General features: G+C 68.8%; 23 protein-coding genes. 7 read left to right on the top strand and 16 right to left on the bottom strand.

Features of this window, described 5'->3' with window-relative positions; all coding sequences use genetic code 11:
- Both BLT64_RS24065 and BLT64_RS24070 read left to right on the top strand, forming a co-directional pair.
- Positions 1-1,227: ABC transporter permease (locus tag BLT64_RS24065; RefSeq protein WP_074810567.1), on the top strand; the 1,227-nt coding region annotated here is incomplete at its 5' end.
- 5 nt (positions 1,228-1,232) lie between these two features.
- Entirely contained in the window at positions 1,233-2,186 is a 954-nt protein-coding gene (locus tag BLT64_RS24070; RefSeq protein ID WP_011748436.1) for an ABC transporter permease, read from the top strand.
- 35 nt (positions 2,187-2,221) lie between these two features.
- Here the strand turns inward: BLT64_RS24070 and BLT64_RS24075 are convergent, their stop codons facing one another.
- The 13 genes from BLT64_RS24075 to BLT64_RS24135 all read right to left on the bottom strand — a co-directional run bounded on the left by BLT64_RS24075 (position 2,222) and on the right by BLT64_RS24135 (position 13,304).
- The gene (locus tag BLT64_RS24075) at positions 2,222-3,166 is read right to left on the bottom strand and encodes an AEC family transporter (protein WP_011748435.1); all 945 of its coding nucleotides are present in this window, start codon (positions 3,164-3,166) and stop codon (positions 2,222-2,224) included.
- Complete coding sequence (locus tag BLT64_RS24080; protein ID WP_011748434.1) at positions 3,163-3,963, bottom strand: MBL fold metallo-hydrolase; 801 nt, start codon at positions 3,961-3,963, stop codon at positions 3,163-3,165. The genes BLT64_RS24075 and BLT64_RS24080 overlap by 4 nt, the downstream gene beginning before the upstream one ends.
- On the bottom strand, positions 3,960-4,757 hold the full coding sequence (locus BLT64_RS24085) for a TatD family hydrolase (protein WP_011748433.1): 798 nt from the start codon (positions 4,755-4,757) through the stop codon (positions 3,960-3,962). Before BLT64_RS24085 ends, BLT64_RS24080 begins: the two co-directional genes overlap by 4 nt.
- Positions 4,758-4,769: 12 nt before the next feature.
- A complete protein-coding gene (locus BLT64_RS24090; RefSeq protein WP_041529940.1) occupies positions 4,770-5,852 on the bottom strand; it encodes a DNA polymerase III subunit delta' in 1,083 nt (360 codons plus the stop codon).
- A gap of 11 nt (positions 5,853-5,863) precedes the next feature.
- Positions 5,864-6,463 carry a dTMP kinase gene (gene tmk / locus BLT64_RS24095; RefSeq protein ID WP_011748431.1) on the bottom strand — a complete coding sequence of 200 codons (600 nt, stop codon included), beginning with the start codon at positions 6,461-6,463 and terminating at the stop codon, positions 5,864-5,866.
- Between the two features lie 11 nt (positions 6,464-6,474).
- The gene (locus BLT64_RS24100; protein ID WP_011748430.1) at positions 6,475-7,632 is read right to left on the bottom strand and encodes a D-alanyl-D-alanine carboxypeptidase family protein; all 1,158 of its coding nucleotides are present in this window, start codon (positions 7,630-7,632) and stop codon (positions 6,475-6,477) included.
- Between the two features lie 124 nt (positions 7,633-7,756).
- Positions 7,757-8,455 carry a transcriptional repressor LexA gene (lexA, locus tag BLT64_RS24105; protein WP_011748429.1) on the bottom strand — a complete coding sequence of 233 codons (699 nt, stop codon included), beginning with the start codon at positions 8,453-8,455 and terminating at the stop codon, positions 7,757-7,759.
- Between the two features lie 109 nt (positions 8,456-8,564).
- Positions 8,565-9,737: a molybdopterin molybdotransferase MoeA gene (locus BLT64_RS24110; protein WP_011748428.1), complete on the bottom strand. Its 1,173-nt coding sequence runs from the start codon at positions 9,735-9,737 to the stop codon at positions 8,565-8,567.
- 10 nt (positions 9,738-9,747) lie between these two features.
- Positions 9,748-10,221 (bottom strand): cyclic pyranopterin monophosphate synthase MoaC, encoded by a 474-nt coding sequence (gene moaC / locus BLT64_RS24115; RefSeq protein WP_011748427.1) that lies wholly within the window; start codon positions 10,219-10,221, stop codon positions 9,748-9,750.
- Complete coding sequence (trpC, locus tag BLT64_RS24120; protein WP_011748426.1) at positions 10,218-11,009, bottom strand: indole-3-glycerol phosphate synthase TrpC; 792 nt, start codon at positions 11,007-11,009, stop codon at positions 10,218-10,220. The genes moaC and trpC overlap by 4 nt, the downstream gene beginning before the upstream one ends.
- A 9-nt stretch (positions 11,010-11,018) precedes the next feature.
- Complete coding sequence (locus tag BLT64_RS24125; protein ID WP_011748425.1) at positions 11,019-11,687, bottom strand: uracil-DNA glycosylase; 669 nt, start codon at positions 11,685-11,687, stop codon at positions 11,019-11,021.
- Positions 11,680-12,717 carry an anthranilate phosphoribosyltransferase gene (gene trpD, locus BLT64_RS24130; protein WP_011748424.1) on the bottom strand — a complete coding sequence of 346 codons (1,038 nt, stop codon included), beginning with the start codon at positions 12,715-12,717 and terminating at the stop codon, positions 11,680-11,682. Before trpD ends, BLT64_RS24125 begins: the two co-directional genes overlap by 8 nt.
- Positions 12,714-13,304, bottom strand: coding sequence for an anthranilate synthase component II (locus BLT64_RS24135; protein WP_011748423.1), 591 nt, complete (start codon positions 13,302-13,304; stop codon positions 12,714-12,716). Before BLT64_RS24135 ends, trpD begins: the two co-directional genes overlap by 4 nt.
- 154 nt (positions 13,305-13,458) lie before the next feature.
- On the opposite strand from BLT64_RS24135, the gene BLT64_RS24140 reads away from it, so the two are divergent.
- From BLT64_RS24140 to BLT64_RS24160, 5 genes are all read left to right on the top strand, one after another.
- On the top strand, positions 13,459-14,172 hold the full coding sequence (locus BLT64_RS24140; RefSeq protein WP_011748422.1) for a hypothetical protein: 714 nt from the start codon (positions 13,459-13,461) through the stop codon (positions 14,170-14,172).
- Between the two features lie 9 nt (positions 14,173-14,181).
- The gene (locus BLT64_RS24145) at positions 14,182-15,357 is read left to right on the top strand and encodes an aminotransferase (RefSeq protein ID WP_011748421.1); all 1,176 of its coding nucleotides are present in this window, start codon (positions 14,182-14,184) and stop codon (positions 15,355-15,357) included.
- 125 nt (positions 15,358-15,482) lie between these two features.
- Entirely contained in the window at positions 15,483-17,441 is a 1,959-nt protein-coding gene (locus tag BLT64_RS24150; protein ID WP_011748420.1) for a SurA N-terminal domain-containing protein, read from the top strand.
- Positions 17,441-18,943 carry an anthranilate synthase component I gene (gene trpE / locus BLT64_RS24155; protein ID WP_011748419.1) on the top strand — a complete coding sequence of 501 codons (1,503 nt, stop codon included), beginning with the start codon at positions 17,441-17,443 and terminating at the stop codon, positions 18,941-18,943. The genes BLT64_RS24150 and trpE overlap by 1 nt, the downstream gene beginning before the upstream one ends.
- 134 nt (positions 18,944-19,077) lie before the next feature.
- Positions 19,078-19,566 carry a GNAT family N-acetyltransferase gene (locus tag BLT64_RS24160; protein ID WP_011748418.1) on the top strand — a complete coding sequence of 163 codons (489 nt, stop codon included), beginning with the start codon at positions 19,078-19,080 and terminating at the stop codon, positions 19,564-19,566.
- A gap of 80 nt (positions 19,567-19,646) precedes the next feature.
- Here the strand turns inward: BLT64_RS24160 and BLT64_RS24165 are convergent, their stop codons facing one another.
- Genes BLT64_RS24165 through BLT64_RS24175 form a run of 3 tightly spaced genes read right to left on the bottom strand, consistent with a single transcriptional unit; the run spans position 19,647 to position 21,492 of the window.
- The gene (locus BLT64_RS24165; protein ID WP_011748417.1) at positions 19,647-20,504 is read right to left on the bottom strand and encodes a carbon-nitrogen hydrolase family protein; all 858 of its coding nucleotides are present in this window, start codon (positions 20,502-20,504) and stop codon (positions 19,647-19,649) included.
- A gap of 8 nt (positions 20,505-20,512) precedes the next feature.
- Positions 20,513-21,094 carry a GNAT family N-acetyltransferase gene (locus tag BLT64_RS24170; RefSeq protein ID WP_011748416.1) on the bottom strand — a complete coding sequence of 194 codons (582 nt, stop codon included), beginning with the start codon at positions 21,092-21,094 and terminating at the stop codon, positions 20,513-20,515.
- Complete coding sequence (locus tag BLT64_RS24175) at positions 21,091-21,492, bottom strand: ketosteroid isomerase-related protein (RefSeq protein WP_011748415.1); 402 nt, start codon at positions 21,490-21,492, stop codon at positions 21,091-21,093. The genes BLT64_RS24170 and BLT64_RS24175 overlap by 4 nt, the downstream gene beginning before the upstream one ends.
- Positions 21,493-21,706 lie beyond the last annotated feature (214 nt).

Below are 21,706 nucleotides of genomic sequence, written 5' to 3' on the forward strand. Positions count from 1 at the left end.
ACCGCCGACGGTCGTCCGTTGAGATCTGCGCTTGCGCGGAGTTCGCGTCGTGCGCGTCGTCGTGCGTTTTTCCTGGTGCTTCCGCTTCTGCTTTTCGTGCTGATCACCTTCGTGGTGCCGATCGGGCAGATGCTGCAGCGCTCGGTCAAGAACGAGGGCTTCTCGGCCAACATGCCGCAGCTCAGCGCCTGGTTCCACGACAACCCCCGCGGCACCGAGCCCGACGATGCGGCCTGGGCGGCGCTGGCCGCCGACCTGACCGCCGCCGCCCAGGCCCGCACCATCGGCGTGGTCGGCACCCGCATCAACTACGACATGCCGGGCACGCGGTCGCTGTTCACCTCGGCCGGGCGGCAGGCGCGCGGCGGCATCGAGCCGCCCTATCGCGAGGCGATCCTGGAGATGGACGCCCGGTGGGGCAATCCCCGGCTGTGGTCGGTGATGCGAGAGGCCGCCTCGCCCTATACCGCCAACTTCTACCTCGCGGCGGTGGACCGCACCCGCGACGACCAGGGCGACATCGTCTCCGCCCCGGCGCAGCAGCAGATCTACGGCAAGCTGTTCCTGCGCACCTTCTGGCTGTCGCTGGCCATCACCGCCACCACCTTCCTCCTGGGCTTTCCGGTCGCGCATCTGCTGGCCACCCTGCCGATGCGGCAGTCCAACCTGCTGATGATCCTGGTGCTGCTGCCGTTCTGGACCTCGCTGCTGGTCAGGACCACGGCCTGGATCGTGCTGTTGCAGCAGCAGGGCGTGGTCAACGACGTGCTGGTCTGGCTGGGGGTGATCGGCAACAACCAGCGGCTGCAGATGATCTTCAACCAGACCGGCACGATCATCGCCATGACCCATATCCTGCTGCCCTTCATGATCCTGCCGCTCTATTCGGTGATGCGCACCATCAATCCCAGCTACGTGCGCGCCGCGCGCAGCCTGGGCGCGACCAGCTGGACCGCCTTCCGCCGCATCTATTTCCCGCAGACCCTGCCGGGGCTGGGGGCGGGGGCGCTGCTGGTGTTCATCCTGGCGGTGGGCTACTACATCACGCCGGCGCTGGTCGGCGGCTCGTCGGGGCAGCTGATCTCCAACATGATCGCGATGCACATGACGCAGACGCTGAACTGGTCCATGGCGGCCGCGCTGGCGGCGCTGCTGCTGGGCGGGGTGCTGATCCTCTACTGGGTCTACGACCGTCTCGTCGGCATCGACAACCTGAAACTGGGGTAACCGCCATGGCGCTTCCGACCTATGCCTCGCCCTTGGAGAAGACCTGGCACTACGCCTATCTGGCGATCTGCGCGGCGATCTTCTTCTTCCTGATCGCGCCGATCGTGGTGGTGATCCCGCTGAGCTTCAACGCCGAGCCCTATTTCACCTTCACCGACCGGATGCTGTCCTTCGACCCGGACGGCTATTCGCTGCGCTGGTACGACAGCCTGCTGACCTTCGGCATGGCGCGGCCGGACGCGCCGCGCGACCTGAGCTGGTGGGCGGATGCCTGGCGGAACGCGAAATGGGTGAATGCGGCGAAAAGCTCGATCATCATCGGCTTTTTCTCGACCATCCTGGCCACGGTGCTGGGCACGCTGGCGGCGCTGGGGCTGTCGCGGCCCGAGATGCCGTATCGCCGGGCGATCATGGCGGTGCTGATCTCGCCGATGATCGTGCCGATCATCATCACCGCGACGGGGATGTTCTTCTTCTACTCGAACCCCTGCGAGCCCCTGACCTGGATCGGCCTGGACCCGCAATGCGGCCGGCTGGCGGGCACCTATCTGGGGGTGATCCTGGCCCATGCCACGCTGGGCATTCCCTTCGTGATCATCACGGTGACGGCGACGCTGATCGGCTTCGACCAGTCGCTGAACCGGGCGGCGGCGAGCCTGGGGGCGAACCCGCGCACGACCTTCTTCCGCATCACCATGCCCCTGATCCTGCCCGGGGTGATCTCGGGGGCGCTGTTCGCCTTCGTGACCTCCTTCGACGAGGTGGTGGCGGTGCTGTTCATCGCCGGGCCGGACCAGCAGACCATCCCGCGCCAGATGTGGAACGGCATCCGCGAGCAGATCTCGCCCGCCATCCTCGCCGTCGCCACGCTGCTGGTCATCTTCTCCATCGCGCTCCTCACAACCGTCGAGATGCTCAGAAGAAGATCCGAAAAACTCAGAGGGCTGACCCCAGGGTAAGACCGAACGCCGCCCTTCGGGGCGGCGTTTTCATGTCAGGGCAGGGCGCTGAGCCAGAACCAGACCGTCAGCATGGAAAGCGCCGTCGCCACCAGCACCGCCGAGGCCGCGACCCGCTTGGCCACCCCGTAAAGCAGGGCGAAGAGATAGGCGTTGACCCCCGGCGGCATGGCGGCCGTCACCACGGCCGAGCGCATCTCGGCGACGCTCAGTGCGAAAAGCTTGCCCAGACCGAAGGTCACGGCCGGATGCAGGAGCAGCGAGATGCAGCAGCACATCGCGATCGCCCGCGCCTCGCCCTCGGGGCGATAGCGATAGAGTACACCGCCCAGCCCGAACAGCGCCGCAGGCAGCGCGGCGCTGGACATCATCCTGACCGCCGCCCAGAATCCCTCGGGCATGACCAGCCCGGCCTGGGTCAGCAGGTTCAGGGCAAAGCCGCCGAGGATGCCGATGACCAGCGGCGTGTGCAGCACCCCCGACAGCGCCCGCAGCGCCACCCCGCCCACCGACAGGTTCTGGCCCCGCGCGCGGGCGAATTCCATCGCGGTGATGCCAAAGGTGTAAAGCAGCGGCGAATGTACCGAGATGATGGTGAAGTTGGCCAGCACCGCCTCGGGTCCATAGGCGCGCTCGGTGATCGGCACGCCCAGAAGCAGCGAGTTCGAGAACAGGCAGACGAAGCCGATGGCGATGGCGTCCTCGATGGGTCGCTTCAGCCAATAGATCGAGAGGCCGGTTCCTAGCGCAAAGGACAGAAGCGCGCCGCTGTAGAAGGCCAGCAGCAAGAGCGGGTTGTAGTTGGCGCCCAGGTCCAGCCGGGCGATGGCGCCGAACAGCAGCACCGGCAGGGCGAAGTTCTGGGCGAAGCGCATGACGCCATCGACCGCCACTTCGGTCAGCCATTTGCGCCAGCAGACCAGGTAACCGAAGCCAACCACCAGGAAGACGGGCAGGATGACGTCGAAAAGAGCGGTCATATCAGCTCGATCCGCATGCCGTCATGGGCGGGCACGACATTCTCGGGCGTCTCGTGCATGACGGCGTCGTAATCCAGGTCGACATGCATGTTGGTGATCACGCCCCGCGCGCAGCCCGAACGCGCGATCCATTCCAGCGTCAGCGCCAGATGGGCGTGGCTGGGATGCGGGATGCGTCGCAGCGCGTCGCAGATGAACACGTCGCAGCCCATGATCGTGCTCCAGGCTTCCTCGGGGATCGCCAGCACGTCGGGCAGGTAGACCAGGCTCTGCTCGACCCCGCCGATGCGAAAGCCGAGCGCGTTCATGTCGCCGTGGTTGACCTCGAACGGGGCGAGTTCGATGCTGCCCCCCGCGCCCTCGATGGCGAAGGGACCGCGGATCGGTTGCATGTCGCAGATCGGCGGATAGGAAGAGCCGGGCGGCGTCTCGAAGATATAGCCGAAGCGGGTCTTCAGCGCGGCGGCGGTCGGCTGGTCGGCCCAGACCGGCATCCGGCGGCGCATGTTGAAGACGATCTGCCGCAGGTCGTCGATGCCGTGGATATGGTCGGCATGGGCATGGGTATAGGCGACTGCGTCCAGTTCGGCGACATCCGCATCCAGCAATTGCGGCACCAGGTCGGGGCCGGTGTCGATCAACAGCCGCGTTGCCCCGTCATGGCCGAAACGCTCGACCAGAAGCGAGCAGCGGCGGCGCCGGTTGCGCGGATTGGCCGGGTCGCATTCGCCCCAGCGATTACCCAGCCGCGGAACGCCGCCCGAAGAGCCGCAGCCCAGGACGGTGGCCCGGATCATGCCACGGCCTTGCGGAACAGCCGCTCGAAATTCAGCGTGGTGAGGCTTGCGAATTCGTATTCGGTCATGCCCAGCAATTCGGCGCCGACCCGGGCGGTATGGACGACATAGGCCGGCTCGTTGCGCTTGCCGCGATAGGGCGGCGGGGCGAGATAGGGCGCGTCGGTCTCGACCAGGATGCGGTCGGCCGGCGCGGCGGCAAAGATCTCGCGGATCTCGGTCGAGCGCGGGAAGGCCGCGATGCCGGACATGGACAGGTAAAAGCCCAGGTCCAGCGCCACCCGCGCCAGTTCCTGCCCGCTGGTATAGCAATGCATGACGCCGTTGAAGGCGCCGGCGCGATGTTCCTCGGTCAGGATGCGGGCCATGTCCTGGTCCGCATCGCGGGAGTGGACGATCAGCGGCAGGCCGGTGCGGCGTGCGGCCTCGATATGGATGCGCAGGCTTTCAGCCTGCACGGCGGCGCTGTCGGCGGTATAGTGGTAATCGAGCCCGGTCTCGCCGATGCCGATGAAGCGCGGATGAAGCGACAGGGCCTCCAGTTCCTCGACGGTGGCCAGCGGCTCTTCGGCGGCGTGCATCGGATGGGTGCCGGCGGCATAGAAGACGCCGGCATGGGCCTCGGCGATGGCGCGCACGGCGGGCTCGTTGCGCAGCCGGGTGCAGATCGTGACCATGCGGGTGACGCCCGCCGCCCGGGCGCGCGCGACCAGTTCGGCCTGCTCGCCCTCGAAATCGGGAAAGTCCAGGTGGCAATGGCTGTCCACCAGGAGGGGAGGATCGGATTCGGACATAGGCAGGTTCCGTCAGACGGCAGGCTGGTTCGCAAGCCCGATCAGCATATCCAACACCAGCGCGGAAGGGTCAAGGTTGACCGCCCGCCCGGCGCGGGCCCGCGCCGAAAGCTGGGCCTGGGCGGCCGCCCAAAGCCGTGCCGCCGCCGGGTCGGGGGAAATGCGGCTGAGCACCTCGGCCTCGCCCTCGGCCGCCTCGGGCAGGGGGGCGCCCAGCAGGCCGCTGCGCGCGGCCCGGGTCAGGAAGCGGTCGAGCAGGGTCACGACCAGGTCGAAGGGGTCGCCCTCGGCCCCCGCGCGGCCGGCGGCCATCTCGGCCAAGGCGGCGGCGGCGCGGCGGTCCATGCGCGGATAATCGGCAAAAAGCCCAGTGATGCGCTGATAGACGGCCAGCCCGTCCTGTCCGGCGAGCCGAAGCGCCTCGCCGATCGAGCCGCCCGAGAGTGCCGAGAGCCGTGCCGCGTCGTGGTCGAGCCCAAGGTCGTGCAGCACCTGGCCCATGTCCTCGGGGCTCAGCGGATGCAGCCGCAACTCGCGGCAACGCGAACGGATGGTCGGTAAGAGCCGCGCCGGCTGATGCGCGACCAAGAGCAGGGTCGAGGCCTGCGGCGGTTCCTCCAGCAGCTTCAGCAGCGCATTGGCGGCGGCCTGGTTCATCTCGTCTGCGGCGTCGATGATGGCGACGCGATGCCCGCCCTCGGCCGCGCTCATGTGGAAAAAGCCCTGAAGGCGGCGGATCTCGTCCACGGTGATCTCGGCGCGCAGGCGCAGGGTCTTTTCATCGACGGGGCGGCGGACCAGATGCAGCCGCGGTTCGGACAAGGCGCGGATGCGGCGGATGGTCGGATCGTCGGGCGGCACGGTCAGGTCGGGCGTGCCGGCGCCGCTGAGCAGCCATTTCGCGATGTTCCACGCCAGGGTGGCCTTGCCGGTGCCGCGCGGTCCCGAGATCAGCCAGGCATGGTGCAGGCGATGCGCCTGGGCGGCGGCCAGGAAGTCCGCCACCGCGGCGTCTTGACCGATGATGCGCGCCGCATCGCGTGGGTGCGGGGCACCGGGGACGCGGTCGGGTTCGGGAAGCGGCGCGTCGCTCATCTCGGATTTTCTCATGCCAGGGCCGCCAGCACGCGCGCGGCCACCTCATCCTCGCTGCCGTTGCCGTCGATCACCCGGATGCGTCCGGGGGCTTCGGCGGCCAGCGCCAGGAAGCCCTCGCGCAGCTTCCGCTGGAAACCCAGGCCCAGCGTCTCGAACCGATCCTCGACCCCGCCGCGGGCCTGGCCGCGGGCCAGCGCCACCGCCGGGTCTATATCGATGATGAAGGTGCGGTCGGGCTCGATGCCGATGGTCAGCCGGTGCAGTTCCTCGACCAACTGGCGCAGTTCGGCACGGGCCAGCCCTTGATAGACGCGGCTGGAATCGGCGAAACGATCGGTGACGACCCAGGCGCCGCGGGCCAGCGCCGGCTGGATCAGCCGCTCGACATGGTCGCGGCGGGCGGCGGTGAAAAGCAGCAATTCGGTTTCGGGTGACCAGCGCTCGCCGCAGCCCTCGACCAGCAGGCGCCGGATCTCCTCGGCGCCTTCGCTGCCGCCGGGTTCGCGGGTCAGCAACACCTCGGTGCCCTGCGCCGTCAGCGCCTGCACCAGCCGCCGCGCCTGGGTGGATTTTCCCGATCCGTCGATGCCCTCGAAGCTGATGAACATGGGGAGCGGCTTCAGTTTCGCACCGACTGGATCGCGCGTTCGCCCAGGCGGAAGGCCGCGCTTTGGATCCGGCCGAATACCCCGGTGCGGGCGACATCGCTGGCGGCAAGCAGCGGCAGGCGGGATTGCCCCGCGCCGGGGATGTCCACGATCAGTTCACCCAGTTGGTCGCCCTTGGTGATCGGGGCCTCGATCGGGCCCTTGAACACCGCCTCGGCCTTCACGCCGGATTGTGAGCCGGCGGGGATCAGAACCCGGACGCCATCCCGGGTGGTCAGGCCGACCCGGCCCTTGTCGCCCAGCCAGACCGGGGCCTGGATGACGATCTCGTCCTTGGGGATGATGGTGCGCATGGTGAACTGGCGATAGGCCCAGTTCACGATCTGCTCGGCTTCCTCGGCCCGGGCCTTTTCGCTGGAGAGGCCGGTGATGACGAAGACGATGCGCCGGTCGCCCTGCACGGCCGAGCCGACAAGCCCGTAGCCCGCCTCCTGCGTGTGGCCGGTCTTCAGCCCGTCGGCCTTCCAGTCGCCGGTTCCAAGCCGCAGCAGCGGGTTGCGGTTGCCCGCATTCGAGGGCACCCGCCCCTTGTAGTTGTATTCGGTGAGGGCGAAATTCTTGTAGAGTTCAGGGAATTCGGTGATCAGCCGGGTGGCGAGCAGGCCGAGATCGTGCATCGACATCCGGTGCTGGGGGTCCGGCCAGCCCGAGGAATTGACGAAATGCGAATTCGCCATGCCAAGCTGCCGGGCGCGTTCGTTCATCAGCCGGGCGAAGGCCTCTTCGGTCCCGGCGAGCCCTTCGGCCACGACGACGCAGGCATCGTTGCCCGAGTTGATGATGATGCCGTGGATCAGATCCTCGACGGTCGGGCGATCCGCGGGTTCCACGAACATCTTCGACCCGCCCATCTGCCAGGCCTTGGTCGAGACGGGGAAGGTCGTGTCCATCGCCACGCGGCCGTCGTGCAGCGCCTCGAACAGCATGTTCAGCGTCATGAGCTTGGACATCGAGGCGGGCGGCAGCGGCTCGTCGGCGTTCTTTTCCATCAGCACGGTGCCGGTCGCCACGTCATAGACCCAGGCCGCACGGGCGTTGGTGTCGAAGGCCCGCGCGGGCAGCGCCAGCACCATGAGCAGAGCGAAGATGCGAAACGTCAGAGCGCGCATGGATTATCCTTGACCTGTCGCCTTTGGCCCATGGTTAGCGCAGCGGGCCAGCAGTCGCAACGCTGCCCCGCGATCTGTGCCGCGCAAGTGAACGCTGCGCGGCGGGAGACCTGGCAGGCGGAGGCTAGTAGCTGCGGATCAGCCCCACTAGCCGGCCCTGGATGCGGACCTTATCCTCGGGCAGGACGCGGGTCTCATAGGCGGGGTTGGCCGCTTCCAGTGCAATCATGTTGCCCTTGCGCCGATAGCGTTTCAGTGTGGCCTCGTAGCCATCGACCAGAGCGACGACGATGTCGCCGCTCTCGGCCGCGTTCTGTTCGCGGATCACCACCACGTCGCCGTCGTTGATCCCGGCCTCGATCATCGAATCGCCGCGCACCTCCAGCGCGTAATGGCGGTCCTGGCCGGAGAGCATCGTGGTCGGCACGGCGATGTGATGCGAGATTTCCGAGATCGCCTCGATCGGGACGCCTGCGGCGATGCGGCCCATCACCGGCAGTTCGATGGCCGAGACGGAAACCTCCATCGCGCCGCGCGGCAGCGGGGCGGGGCGGTCGGGCATGGTTCCCTCGATCACGCGGGGCTGGAAGCCCGGGCCCTTGCTGAGGCTTTCGGGCAGGCGGACGATTTCCAGCGCACGGGCGCGATGCGGCAGGCGGCGGATGAACCCGCGTTCCTCAAGGGCGGTCACGAGGCGGTGAATTCCCGATTTCGAGCGCAGGTCCAGCGCGAGTTTCATTTCGTCGAACGAGGGTGGCACCCCGTCGCGGGCCATTCGCGCCTGAATGAATTCAAGAAGCTGGATCTGTTTCCTGGTCAGCATGTTCTGCCCCGATCTGCTGCGGCCGCCATCATGTTCGTTGATTGTTCTAGCGCGGGCGACCCGATGCGTCAATCTTTATGACGATTCGGGTAAATTTCCGGTTAATCGTTCAGAGCAGAAGATAGCCCATGCGCTCGCCCGCCTTGCGGGCGGGATCCTGGGCGGGGCGGATCAGCAGCGCGTCGGCCTCGGCCAGAAGCCAGAGCCGGGCCGAATCCTGATCCGGGAAGGGCTCGATCACCGGCATGGTTTCGCCGGGGGAAAGCCTTGCGCGCAGATAGTGCTGCCGGTCGCCCTCGGGCGCCAGATCGCGGCCCAGCACGGCTTGCAGCGGCTCCGGTCCCGGCGGCAGGCCCTGCATGGCGCGGATCAGCGGCTGCATGAAGAGTTTCGCGCAAACCACGGCAGAAACCGGATTTCCCGGCAGGCCCAGCATGGCGGCCGCACCGATGCGCCCGGCCATCAGCGGCTTTCCCGGGCGCATGGCCAGCTTGTAGAAGGCCCGCTCCATGCCCAGATCGGCCGCGACCTTGCCGATCAGGTCGTGGTCGCCGACCGAGGCGCCGCCGATGGTCACGATCAGATCGCAGCCCTCGGCCTGGGCGAAGCGGTCGCGCAGGCTTGCCTCGGTGTCGCGGGCCAGCGGCAGGACGAGGGGCTCGGCGCCCGCCTCGCGGGCCAGCGCGGCGATGGCGATGTCGTTTGAGCTGATGATCTGGCCCGGCGCCGGGTCGGTGCCCGGAGGGACCAGCTCGTCGCCGCCGGCCAGCACGGCGACGCGCGGACGGCGCGCGACCGTCACCTGCGGCACGTTCATCGCCGCGAGCAGGGCCAGGTCGGCGGGGCGCAGCGGGCGCTGTGGCTGGAATCGGGAACCTTGCGCGAAATCATTGCCCTTGGGGCGGATATTCAGGTTGTTCCCAGCCTCGGCGATGGTGATGCGGTCGCTTTCGCGCGTGACCATCTCCTGCATGACCACGCGGTCGTAGCCTGCGGGCACCGGGGCGCCGGTGAAGATGCGGATGGCGCTGCCGGGGGGCGTCCCGCCCTGATAGGGCACCCCGGCCGCTGCCGTGCCGATTACCGCCAACGGGCCGGGCAGGTCGGCCGAGCGCAGGGCATAGCCGTCCATGGCCGAGGAGTCGAAGGGTGGTTGGGTCAGCCGCGCCAGGGCGGGCGCGATCATGGCGCGGCCGAGCGCATCCGTCAGCGCGACCTGTTCCGGCTCGGGTGCGTGGGCAAGGGCCAGGACGCGGGTGCGGGCTTCTTCGACGCTGATCATCGGTTCCCCCTCAGGGTGCGGCGTGGAACGTGCCGGATTTGCCGCCGGTCTTGGACAGCAGGCGGATGCCTTCGATCCGCATGTCCTTTTGCGCGGCCTTGAGCATGTCGTAGACGGTCAGGCAGGCGGTCGAGACGGCGGTCAGCGCCTCCATCTCGACCCCGGTCTTGCCGGCGGTCTTGACCGTGGCGGTGACGCGGATGCCGGGCAGGGCGGGGTCGGCCGCCAGATCGACCGAGACCCTGGTGATCGGCAGCGGATGGCAAAGCGGGATCAGGTCCGAGGTGCGCTTGGCGCCCATGATGCCCGCCAGTCGCGCCACGCCCATCACGTCGCCCTTGGCCGCGCCGCCTTGTGCCAGCGCCAGCGTCTCGGGTGCCATGATCACCACGCCTTCGGCCACCGCCTCGCGTGCGGTCTCGGGCTTGTCCGAGACGTCCACCATATGGGCCTGGCCCTGGGCGTCGAAATGCGTCAGGCTCATGCCGCGAGGCCCAGGATGCTGCGGGTGGCGGCGGTCACGTCCTGCTGGCGCATCAGGCTTTCGCCGATCAGGAAGCGCCTGACCCCCGCCTCGGCCATGCGGTTCAGGTCGGAAGGCGTGAACAGCCCGCTCTCGCAGACCAGATCGCGCTCGGCCGGCACATGCGGCGCCAGGTCCAGCGTGGTGTCCAGGCTGACCTCGAAGGTCTTGAGATTGCGGTTGTTCACCCCGATCAGCGGCGATTTCAGCCGCAAGGCGCGGTCCAGTTCCTCGCGGTCGTGAACCTCGACCAGCGCATCCATGCCCCAATGCAGGGCCGCGTCCTCCAGCTCGGCGGCAAGCGTGTCATCGACAGAGGCCATGATGATCAGAATGCAATCGGCGCCCCAGGCGCGGGCCTCGGCCACCTGATACGGATCGTAGAGGAAATCCTTGCGCAGCGCCGGCAGGTCGCAGGCATCGCGCGCGGCGGTCAGGAATTCCGGCGCGCCCTGAAAGCTGGGGCCGTCGGTCAGCACCGAAAGGCAGGCGGCGCCACCCGCCTGATAGGCGCGGGCCAGTGCCGGCGGGTCGAAATCCGGGCGGATCAACCCTTTGGAGGGGCTGGCCTTCTTGATCTCGGCGATCAGCGCATGGCCCTGCGCGGCCTTGTCGGTCAGCGCGGCGGCAAAGCCGCGGGGGGGCGATGCTTCGCGGGCCGCGGCCTCGATGCCGGCCAGCGGCCGGGCGGCCTTGGCGGCGGCGATTTCCTGAAGCTTGTAGGCCTTGATGCGGTCGAGAATATCCATGGCTCAGCTTTACTCCGCGGCGGCGGTTTCGGAAAGGGCCCAGTCGATCGGCGGCTCGCCCCGTGCCTTCAGCCAGTCGTTCACCCGGCCGAAGGGGCGCGAACCGAAGAAGCCGCGCCGCGCCGACAGGGGCGAGGGATGCGCGCTTTCGATCACCAGGTCCTGTGGACGCGGCAGGCCTGCCAGCGCCTTTTGCGCGTGGCTGCCCCAGAGGATGAAGGCCAGCGGGCGCTCGGCCTGCGCACGGGCGACGGCTTGGCGCGCCAGTTTCTCCCAGCCCCATTTCGCATGGGCGCCGGCCTGCCCGGGCAGCACGGAAAGCGAGGTGTTGAGCAGCAGAACCCCCTGCCGTGCCCAATGGCTCAGGTCGCCGTTCGGGGGGGCGGCGCCGATATCCTCGCGCATTTCGGCATAGATGTTTCGCAGCGAGCGCGGCAGGGCGGTTTCCGGCGTGACCGAAAAGGCCAGCCCGTTGGCATGGCCGGGCGTGGGATAGGGGTCCTGGCCCAGGATCACCACCCGGACCTTTTCCGGCGGGGTCAGCTCCAGCGCGGCAAAGACGCGGCCCGGGCCGGGCAGCCAGTCGCGGTCGCGCAGCCGGGCGGCGATGGCCGGCCAGTCCTGCTGAAAGAACGGCAGATCGGCCCAGGCGTGCGGGACAGGGATGCCCTCAGCCATTGGGGTCCGCCGGCGCGCCGACCTGGGCGGCCAGCGCGGCAAGCTTGGCCCTGGCCTTGCCGCTGTCGATGGAGGTGCGGGCGATCTCGGCGCCTTCGCGCAGGTCGGCCGCCTGGCCCGCGATCAGCAGCGCGGCAGCGGCGTTCAGCACCACCGCGTCGCGATAGGCCCCCTGCGCGCCGTCCAGCAGCGCCCGCAGCGCCGCGGCGTTCCGGGCCGGATCGCCGCCCAGGATCGCCTCGAACGGATGGACGGGCAGGCCGGCATCCTCGGGCGAGATCTGGAACTCGGTGATCTCGCCGTCCTTGAGCTGTGCCACCCAGGTCGGCTCGGCGATCGAGATCTCGTCGGTGCCGTCGCCGCCATGCACCAGCCAGGCGCATTCCGAGCCCAGCTCGCGCAGCGTCTCGGCCATCGGGCGGTTCCAGACCCGGTCGAAGGTGCCGGTCAACTGCCGCTTGACCAGGCCGGGATTGGTCATCGGCCCCAGCAGGTTGAAGATGGTGCGGGTGCCCAGTTCCGCCCGCGCCGGGCCGACATGGCGCATGGCGGGGTGATGCACCGGCGCCATCATGAAGCAGATGCCGGTCGCGGCCAGCGCGGCCTCCGCGATCTCGGGCGTGGACATCACGTTCAGCCCCAGATGGGTCAGCGCATCGGCCGAGCCCGACTTGGAGGACAGGTTGCGGTTGCCGTGCTTGGCGACCGGCACGCCGGCGCCCGCGACCACGAAGGCCGTGGCGGTCGAGATGTTCAGCGTGCCCTTGCCGTCGCCGCCGGTGCCGACGATGTCCATCGCGCCCTCGGGGGCCTTGATGCGGTTCATCCGCGCGCGCATGGCGCGGGTGGCGGCGGCCATCTCCTCGACCGTCTCGCCGCGCACGCGCATCGCCATCAGCAGCCCGCCGATCTGGGCGGGGGTGGCCGCGCCCTCGAACAGCGCGCCGAAGGCGGCTTCGGCCTCGGTTCCGGTCAGCGGGCGGGTGGCGGCCAGGCCGATCAGCGGGCGGATGTCGGTGGCGGCGCTCATGCGGCGCGGTCCAGGTTCGAGCAGCGGCGCAGGAAGTTGCGGATCATGTCGTGGCCATGTTCCGAGGCGATGCTTTCAGGGTGGAACTGCACACCCTCGACTGGCAGGGTCCGGTGCACCAGCCCCATGATGGTGCCGTCCGCGGCGGTGGCGGTGACGCGCAGGCAGTCGGGCAGGCTTTCCGGCTCGACCGTCAGCGAATGATAGCGCGTCGCGGTCAGGGGCGAGGGCAGGTCGGCAAAGACCCCGGTGCCGTCATGACTGATCGCGTCGGTCTTGCCATGCACGATGCGGCTGGCGCGCACCACCTTGCCGCCGAACGCCTCGCCGATGGCCTGGTGGCCCAGGCAGACGCCGAAAAGCGGCAGGCCACGCTCGGCCGCCGCCCTGATCAGCGGCACGATGATACCGGCATGGGCGGGATCGCAGGGGCCGGGCGAGATCACGATGCCTTGCGCGCCCATCTCCAATGCCTCATCGACGCTCAGCGCATCGTTGCGGCGGACGACGACATCGGCCCCGGCCTCGCCCATGTAATGCACGAGGTTCCAGGTGAAGCTGTCGTAATTGTCGATGAGCAGGATCATGGTCTGGGCCTTCCGGCTGGGGCGCCTTGCATTGGGGGGTGAACCCTGGAAAATCTGCGGCTATAGATGGGCTAAAGCCCGGCGGTGGGTCAAGCCCGCGGGGCAAGAAAAACCGCGCGGGGCGCGTGCGGCCAGGGGGCGGGACGGTCGAGGCATGGCAAGGGGATTCGCGACAGGTCTGGTTCACGGCGCGCTGGTTTGCGGCGCGGCGCTGGTCGGGCTGTCGCTTGCGCTGCCGCAGCCGCCGCGTTCCCAGGCGCCCTCCGCCGAAGAAGGTCCGGCGGCCGAGACGCTGTCCATCCCGGCCGGATCGGAATTCGACCGCGCCAGCGACATGCAGCCCCAGGCGCCGGCATTGCTTTCCGCCGACGACCGGCGCCCGGCCGAAACGCCCATGGTGCAGCGCCCGGCCGACGAATCCGCGCCCGTGCAGGCCGATCCGGTCGGCCTGCGCCCCGAGGCCCCCGCCGATGGTCCGGCAGCGCCCGAGATCGCCTTGCCCGAGCCCGACCCGGTCGATCTGCCCGATCCCGCGACCGAGGCGCCGATCCCGGTGCCGCCGCCCGGCAAGGTGGTGGTGCCGGCGCTGGACCGCGCGCCCGAACCTGCCCCGTCCGCCCCCGACCTGCCGCCGCAGCCAGCCGTCGCTATGCCCGAGACAGGGGCGGCAACCGAGGAGACCGCCAGCCCGGCTGTCACGTCCGAGCCTGCGCCGCAAGCCGAAGCCCTGCCCGAGACCGCCGTGCCAGCGGAAGCCCCGGCGATTGGCTCGGGGCAGGGCAGGGACGCGACCCCGCAGCCTGCCGCGGATTCGGCCCCCGACCTCTCCATGCCGCCCGATTTCGGCGCATTGCGCCTCAACGACTGAGACCCGTTCATGCTGCCGCTCAATCCCGCCCTTGCCGCGACCTTCCGCCCGCCGGTGATGGAGGCGCGGCGTTGGCTCGCCGGGCTGTCCTTCCCGCCCGAGCGCCCGCTGATCAATCTCAGCCAGGCCGCGCCGGTCGAGCCGCCGCCCGACCCCCTGCGCCGCGCCATGGCCGAGGCGGCGCTGGAACGGCCCGACGCGCATCTCTACGGCCCCGTCCTTGGCCGCCCCGAACTGCGCGAGGCCGTGGCCGGCGAATGGTCGCGCGCCTATGCCGGTGCCATCCGCCCCGAAGAGGTCGCGATCACCCAGGGCTGCAACCAGGCATTCTGCGCCGCGATCCAGACGCTGGCCGCCGCGGGGGACGAGGTGATCCTGCCGACGCCCTGGTATTTCAATCACAAGATGTGGCTCGACATGCAGGGCATCCGCGCCGTGCCCCTGCGTTGCGGCCCGGACATGGTGCCGGACCCGGCCGAGGCCGAAAGGCTGATCACCGCCCGCACCAGCGCCATCGTGCTGGTCAGTCCGAACAACCCCTCGGGGGCGGAATATCCGGGCGAAACCTTGCGCGGCTTTTTCGATCTGGCGCGGTCGCGCGGGCTGGCGCTGATCCTGGACGAGACCTATCGCGACTTCGATGCGCGCGAGGGTGCGCCGCACGACCTGTTCGCCGATCCCGACTGGGGCGATGTGCTGATCCATCTCTACAGCTTCTCGAAAGCCTATCGCCTGACCGGGCATCGCGTGGGCGCGGTTATCGCCAGTCCGGCCCACATGGTCGAGATCGAGAAGTTCCTCGATACCGTCGCGATCTGTGCCGGCCAGATCGGCCAGATCGGCGCGGCCTGGGGTATGGCGAACCTGCGCGACTGGCTGGCGGGCGAGCGGGCCGAGATCCTTGCCCGCCGGGCGGCCATGGCCGAGGGCATGGCGGCGCTGCCGGGCTGGCGCGTCAAGGGCTGCGGTGCCTATTTCGCCTGGGCCGAGCACCCGTTCGACATGCCCTCGTCGGAACTGGCGCAGCGCCTGCTGCGCGAGGCGGGGGTGCTGCTGCTGCCCGGCACCATGTTCATGCCCGAGGGCGACGCCGAGGGCGCGCGCCATGTCCGCATCGCCTTTGCCAATGCCGACCGGGACGGCATCGCCGCGCTGATGCGCCGGCTGGAGGCGTTCCGGCCCTGACTGGCCGACCGGATTGTGAACCGCGGGAGGGGCGGTGCGGCCTCGCGGCCCTTGCCGCCGGGCCTTCGGCACCCTAAAGACTTGCGCTGACTGACAAGAACAATTTGGCGGGGCACGGCGACAAGATGCGGGGCAAGGGCAAATCGACCATCGTCTGGTTGCTGATGGGCATGCTGGTTCTGGGGCTTGGCGGCTTCGGCGTCACCAACTTCTCGGGCGGCACGGCGGATATCGGCAGCGTGGGTGGTGTCGAGATCTCGGCCCAGGACTATGCCCGCACCCTGCGCGCCGAGATGCAGGAGTTTTCCGCCCGCACCGGCCGGCAGATCAGCGCCGCCGAAGCCAAGACCATCGGCGTCGACCAGGCGGCGCTGGCGCGGCTTTACACCGCCGCCGCGCTCGAGGCCGAGGCGAACCGGCTGGGCGTCTCGGTCGGCGACCAGGCGGTGGCCGGACAGATCACCGGCATCGCCGCCTTTCGCGGGCTGAACGGCCAGTTCGACCGCGCCATCTATGCCGATGCGCTGCGCCGCGAGGGCATGCGCGAGGCCGAGTTCGAGCATGACCTGCGCATGGACATGGCCCGGCTGATCCTGCAGGACGCGGCGCTGGCCGGGGTCAGCGCGCCCCAGCCGGTGGTGGCGCAGACCCAGGGCTGGCTGTTGGAGACGCGCGACATCCACTGGCGCGAACTGACCGCCGAGGACCTGCCCACGCCGGTCGCCACCCCGGACGAGACGACGCTGCAAGCCTGGCACAAGGCCAATGCCGACCGTTTCACTGCGCCCGAGATCCGCCAGATCACCTATGTCTGGCTGACCCCCGAGATGCTGGAGGGCGAGGTCGAGGTCGACGAACAGGCGCTGCGCGATCTCTATCAGGACCGGATCGAGGAATTCCAGCAGCCCGAGCGCCGCATGGTCGAGCGCCTGGTCTTTCCGACCATGGCCGCCGCCGAGGAGGCCAAGGCGCGCATCGACAGCGGCGAGGTCACCTTCGAGCAACTCGCCGCCGAGCGCGGGCTGAGCCTGGCCGACATTGACCTGGGCGAGGTCGCCCGGGCCGATCTGGGCTCCGCCGGCGAGGCAGTCTTTGCGCTGGAGGAGCCCGGCGTCGCCGGCCCGGCCAGTTCCGACCTGGGGCCGGCGCTGTTCTCGATGAATGCGATCCTTGAGCCTCTGGACATTCCCTTCGAGCAGGCCCGGGACGACCTGCGGCTCGAGGCCGCGGTCGATCGCGCCCGCCGCCAGATCGAGGAACGCGCGGGCGAGTTCGCCGACCTGCTGGCCGGCGGCGCCGCCCTGGAGGACATGGCGCAGGACACGCCGATGAAACTGGGCCGGATCGACTGGAGCCAGGGCGCCGAGGCCGATCCGAACGGCATCGACGCCTATCCCGAATTCCGCGAGCGCGCGGCGCAGCTGACCGAAAAGGACTTTCCCGAGCTGTTCGAGACCGAGGATGGCGGCGTCTTCGCGATGCGGCTGGACAAGATCGAGCCGCCGGCGCTGATCCCCTTCGAGGACGTGCGCGACCGCGTGGCCGAAGACTGGTCGCGCAACGAGGGGCATCGCCTGCTGCTTGCTCTGGCCGAGGAATTGCGCGTGCAGGCCGAGGCGGCCGCCGAGCCCGAGATCGAGCCGGCCCCGGCGGCGGCGACCGCGCCGGCCTCCCAGGCCCTGGGCGCGGCCGCGACCGGCGCTGCAAACGCGACCGGCGGCAACGCGCCGGCAACGGCCCGGCCCGCCCCCGATCTGGGCACGCCCGCCACCAACCTGCACCGGGGCGGCTTCATCAACGGCGTGCCGCAGGATGTGGTGGTCCAGGCATTCGAGATCGCCGAGGAAGGCGCGACCGAGGTGGTCGATGCCGAGAACCGGGTCTTCCTGATCACCCTGGACAAGATCCATCCCGCCGATACCGCGGGCGACGAGGCCGCGCAGATCCGCGACGGCATCTCGGCCCGGCTGGCGGATTCGCTGCGCCAGGACGTTTTCGACTATTTCGCACGCGCCCTTCAGGTGCAGGGCGGCGTGACGCTGAACCAGACCGCCGTGGATGCGGTAAACGCACAGGTTCAGTAATGGACATCACCCCCGATTTCGCCGAATTCGAACGCGGCTGGGCCAAGGGGCGCAACCAGCTTCTGACCATCCGGCTGGCGGCCGATCTGGACACGCCGGTCAGCCTGATGCTGAAGCTGGCCGAGGCGGCGCCGAATTCCTTCATGCTGGAAAGCGTCACCGGCGGCGAGATCCGCGGCCGCTATTCCTTCATCGGCATGAAGCCCGACCTGATCTGGGAATGCCGCGGCGACAGGGCGCGCATCAACCGCAACGCCCGCTATTCGGACGAATTCGCGGGTGACGACCGCCCGGCATTGGACAGCCTGCGCGCGCTGATCGCGGAAAGCCGCATCGACATGCCCGACGGCGTGCCGGCGGGTGCCGCCGGCCTTTTCGGCTATCTCGGCTATGACATGATCCGGCTGGTCGAGCGGCTGCCCGACGTGAACCCCGATCCGCTGGGGCTGCCGGATGCGATGATGATGCGGCCCTCGGTCGTCGCCGTGCTGGACGGCGTCAAGGGCGAGGTGGCTCTCTGCGCGCCCGCCTGGCATGATGCGGACACGCCGGCCCGCGCCGCCTATGCCCAGGCCGCCGAGCGGGTGATGGAGGCGTTGCGTGCGCTGGACCGCCAGCCCAGCGAGCCGCGCGCCCTGGGCCACGACCTGAAGATCGGCGAGCTGCGCTCGAACTTCTCGAAACCGGCCTATCTGGCGGCGGTCGAGAAGGCCAAGGACTATATCCGCGCCGGCGACATCTTCCAGGTTGTGCCCTCGCAACGCTGGGCGATGGATTTTCCGCTGCCGCCCTTCGCGCTTTACCGCGCGCTGCGGCGCACCAACCCCTCGCCCTTCATGTTCTTCCTGAACTTCGGCGGCTTCCAGATCGTCGGCGCCTCGCCCGAGATCCTGGTGCGGCTGCGCGAAGGCGAGGTGACGATCCGTCCGATCGCCGGCACCCGCCCGCGCGGCGCCACGCCCGAGGAGGACCGTGCGCTGGAGGCCGACCTGCTGGCCGACCAGAAGGAGCTGGCCGAGCACCTGATGCTGCTGGACCTGGGCCGCAACGACGTCGGCCGGGTGGCGCGCATCGGCACGGTCCACCCGACCGAACAGTTCACCATCGAGCGCTACAGCCATGTGATGCATATCGTCTCGAACGTGGTGGGCGAGCTCAACGAAGGCGAGGATGCGCTGTCGGCGCTGCTGGCAGGGATGCCGGCGGGCACGGTCTCGGGTGCGCCCAAGGTCCGCGCGATGGAGATCATCGACGAACTGGAGCCGGAAAAGCGCGGCGTCTATGCCGGCGGTGTCGGCTATTTCGCCGCGAATGGCGAGATGGACATGTGCATCGCCCTGCGCACCGGGGTGATCAAGGACGGCGCGCTCTATATCCAGGCCGGCGGCGGCGTGGTCTATGACAGCGATCCCGAGGCCGAATTCATGGAAACGGTGAACAAGAGCCGCGCGCTGCGCCGCGCAGCCGAAGAAGCGGCGCGATTCGTGCGGGGGAACGGCTAGGCGGCGGGCCTGGCCATTGGCTGGGCAGGGTGGACGGTCGCTGCGGCTGCAAGAAACCTTTGGCAAGGGCGGAGGTCGCCCGGACATCGCCGGCGCCTTGCTCCGTTTCCGAAAACCGATAGCGGCCACATGCCATGACCGATTCGACCACATGCATCCGTATTGCCGATCAAGCCGATCTTGACTGGCTGGTCGAACAACACGGTGCGGTCTATTCGGCCGAATTCGGCTTCGACAGCGGATTCAGGGATGCCATAGCCGGGAAACTCGCGGCATTCGTCAGGAACAGGACCGATTTCAGCCGGATCTGGATCGGAGAGGTCGACCGGGGCCCGGTGGCGACGATCGCAATTTCCGAGCGTCCTGGCAATTCGGCGTTCCTGAACTTTGTGCTGGTTCTGCCCGCTTGCCGCGGCAAGGGCATTGCTCGTGCGATGATGGAAACGGCGCTCAGGCACGCCCGCAATCATGGCATGGCCGAACTGCGCCTGGAAACCTATAGCTGCCTTGGGGATGCAAGAAGGCTCTATTCGCGGCTCGGGTTTCGCCTGACCGAGGTAACGCCCGGAATCTCGCTTTATGGCCAAACATTTGACCGCGAGTTCTGGACCCTCAAGCTCTGAAACCCGTTGGCAGGGAGGGGCGATGGGCCGCCCACTTTCTCCCGTCCTGCCGTCCTGACCAGACCTCCGGCAAACCCGCCTTACTCCGCCACCCGCACCGCCGCGCTTTCCGGCCAATGCGCAAAGGGCAGCACGCGCCCGTTACGGCGGCTTTCGGCGACCCGGTCCAGGTCGACCTCGGCCTTGACCCAGCCGGGGACGTCCATCAGCCCTTCGGCCAGAACGCCGCTTTCCGGCCATAGCCCGTCCGGGGGTGCATAGATCGCCGCCGCGCCGCGATTCTCGTCGATGGCCGGGCACCATGCCGCATCGCCCACCGTCGGCGCCTGCACGACGACGCATTGGCTCTCCAGCGCCCGGGCCATGGCGCCGATGTGGACCCGGTTGAACCCCGCCACCGTGTCGGTGCAGGAGGGGGTCAGGACGATCTCGACGCCCGCCTCGGCCAGCACCCGGCCGAGCAGCGGAAACTCGCTGTCATAGCAGATCAGCACGCCCAGGCGCCCAACGGCGGTGTCGAAGACCCGCAGGCCGGGCGCGCCGATCACGTCCCAGTCCTCGCGCTCGAACCGGGTCATGACCTGTTTGTCCTGATGGCCGATCCGCCCCTCGGGTCCGAACAGCACCGCGCGGTTGACCGGGCGCGGCCCGTCGAAATGCGGTCCCGAGGCGGCAAGGATATGCAGCCCGTGCCGTGCCGCTAGATCGGCATGCAGCGCATCGCGCGCCGCCTCGTGCCGGGCGACCTCGTGCAGCGATGCCTCCAGATCGCCCGCGACTGCGCGCCCGCCCAGCGAGGCCAGCTCCATCGCGCCATATTCGGGAAAGACCAGCAGGTCGCAATCGGCGGCTTCCTCGACCCAGGCGGTGATCTTGGCGCGATAGGCGTCCAGATCCGCCAGCCAGTCGAAGGGATAGGCCGCAGCGGCGAGTTTCACGATCCGGCTCACAGGGTTTTCATCCAGAATTGCAGTGGCTTGCGGGTTGTTTCGGCCTCGCCCATGTCCTTCCAGTCGAAGCTGGCGATCACGCCGGGCAGGGGCGCATAGCCGCGCTTGCGCCAGAATCCGTCCAGCGGGCGATAGCCTGCGGGCCGCAGCGGGTGGTCCGAGGGGCGGATCACGCTGCAAAAGGCGCTGTAGCGGCGGCCAAGCGCGCGGCCCTGCGCCTCGCGCCCGTCGAAGAAGGCGTGGCCCAGCCCCTGGCCGCGATACTCGGGCAAGAGCACCGATTCGGCGCAATAGAAGATCTGGTCCAGCCGCTCGGGCCGGTTGGCGAAGGCGGCGGCGAAATCGCCCGCGTGATCCTCCATCGGTGCGCCGGTCGCGGCACCGATCATGCGGCTGCCGTCCCAGGCCGCGACCACCACCGCACCGGGGGATTGATAGGCCCGCAGATAGTCGCGCTCGTAATCCAGGTCGCCGTCATAGAGATAGGGCCAGTCGCGGAACACCGCGATGCGTAGCCGCGCCAGATCGTCCAGCACGGCCGCCACGGCATCCCCGGTCAGGCAGGCGGTGCGGATCACGCCGAGACCTGCCGCATCCATTCGGCAAGGTTGTAATAGGTCGTCACCCGCGCGATCTTGCCGTCCCGGATGGCGAAAAAGGCGCCGGCGGGCAGGACGTAGGTCTGGCCCCTGGCTTCGGGCAGGCCCTCGTCGTTCGCCAGATAGGTGCCATTGACCACGAATTCCGCCGCCGCCCGGTCGCCCGCCTCGTTGGCGAAGATCACCATGTCGGTCAGGTTTTCGTGATAGCTGCGGGTCATGTGGGCGTTGAACTCGGCGAATGCCGCCTTGCCGCGCCGGACGCCACCCTCGTTGACATGATGCTCGACCTCGTCATGCAGGTAGCCCAGCATCTCGTCGGTGCGACCGGCATTGAAGGCGTCGTAATAGGCGGCGATCAGGGCCTTGGTATCCATCGAAAACTCCTTGGTTTCGCCTCGTCTAGCGCGGCCGGCCGCCCCCGTCACGTCGGTCTTTTTGGTGATGGGTGTGGCTGTTCGTGCCCCTCGGTTCTCACTCGTCCTGCGTGTCCGGGGGGACCCTGAGGATTTCCTCGTGCATTCTGATGGCCTCCTCGAGGTCGGTGCACAGGGTGAGGCGGCCGTGGTGCAGGACGGCGCCCATGGTGCA

Origin of the sequence: Paracoccus denitrificans, assembly GCF_900100045.1 — a bacterium.
In the GTDB taxonomy this organism is placed as follows: Bacteria; Pseudomonadota; Alphaproteobacteria; order Rhodobacterales; family Rhodobacteraceae; genus Paracoccus; species Paracoccus denitrificans.

Coding starts and splice junctions, on each gene's coding strand:
- BLT64_RS24110 (WP_011748428.1), bottom strand. CDS start 9,737: ATGATCAGCGTCGAAGAAGCCCGCACCCGCGTCCTGGCCCTTGCCCAC.
- BLT64_RS24070 (WP_011748436.1), top strand. CDS start 1,233: ATGGCGCTTCCGACCTATGCCTCGCCCTTGGAGAAGACCTGGCACTAC.
- BLT64_RS24135 (WP_011748423.1), bottom strand. CDS start 13,304: ATGATCCTGCTCATCGACAATTACGACAGCTTCACCTGGAACCTCGTG.
- BLT64_RS24175 (WP_011748415.1), bottom strand. CDS start 21,492: ATGGATACCAAGGCCCTGATCGCCGCCTATTACGACGCCTTCAATGCC.
- BLT64_RS24150 (WP_011748420.1), top strand. CDS start 15,483: ATGCGGGGCAAGGGCAAATCGACCATCGTCTGGTTGCTGATGGGCATG.
- BLT64_RS24125 (WP_011748425.1), bottom strand. CDS start 11,687: ATGGCTGAGGGCATCCCTGTCCCGCACGCCTGGGCCGATCTGCCGTTC.
- BLT64_RS24090 (WP_041529940.1), bottom strand. CDS start 5,852: ATGAGCGACGCGCCGCTTCCCGAACCCGACCGCGTCCCCGGTGCCCCG.
- tmk (WP_011748431.1), bottom strand. CDS start 6,463: ATGTTCATCAGCTTCGAGGGCATCGACGGATCGGGAAAATCCACCCAG.
- moaC (WP_011748427.1), bottom strand. CDS start 10,221: ATGAGCCTGACGCATTTCGACGCCCAGGGCCAGGCCCATATGGTGGAC.
- BLT64_RS24080 (WP_011748434.1), bottom strand. CDS start 3,963: ATGATCCGGGCCACCGTCCTGGGCTGCGGCTCTTCGGGCGGCGTTCCG.
- BLT64_RS24075 (WP_011748435.1), bottom strand. CDS start 3,166: ATGACCGCTCTTTTCGACGTCATCCTGCCCGTCTTCCTGGTGGTTGGC.
- BLT64_RS24145 (WP_011748421.1), top strand. CDS start 14,182: ATGCTGCCGCTCAATCCCGCCCTTGCCGCGACCTTCCGCCCGCCGGTG.
- BLT64_RS24160 (WP_011748418.1), top strand. CDS start 19,078: ATGACCGATTCGACCACATGCATCCGTATTGCCGATCAAGCCGATCTT.
- trpC (WP_011748426.1), bottom strand. CDS start 11,009: ATGGATATTCTCGACCGCATCAAGGCCTACAAGCTTCAGGAAATCGCC.
- trpD (WP_011748424.1), bottom strand. CDS start 12,717: ATGAGCGCCGCCACCGACATCCGCCCGCTGATCGGCCTGGCCGCCACC.
- BLT64_RS24085 (WP_011748433.1), bottom strand. CDS start 4,757: ATGTCCGAATCCGATCCTCCCCTCCTGGTGGACAGCCATTGCCACCTG.
- trpE (WP_011748419.1), top strand. CDS start 17,441: ATGGACATCACCCCCGATTTCGCCGAATTCGAACGCGGCTGGGCCAAG.
- lexA (WP_011748429.1), bottom strand. CDS start 8,455: ATGCTGACCAGGAAACAGATCCAGCTTCTTGAATTCATTCAGGCGCGA.
- BLT64_RS24140 (WP_011748422.1), top strand. CDS start 13,459: ATGGCAAGGGGATTCGCGACAGGTCTGGTTCACGGCGCGCTGGTTTGC.
- BLT64_RS24100 (WP_011748430.1), bottom strand. CDS start 7,632: ATGCGCGCTCTGACGTTTCGCATCTTCGCTCTGCTCATGGTGCTGGCG.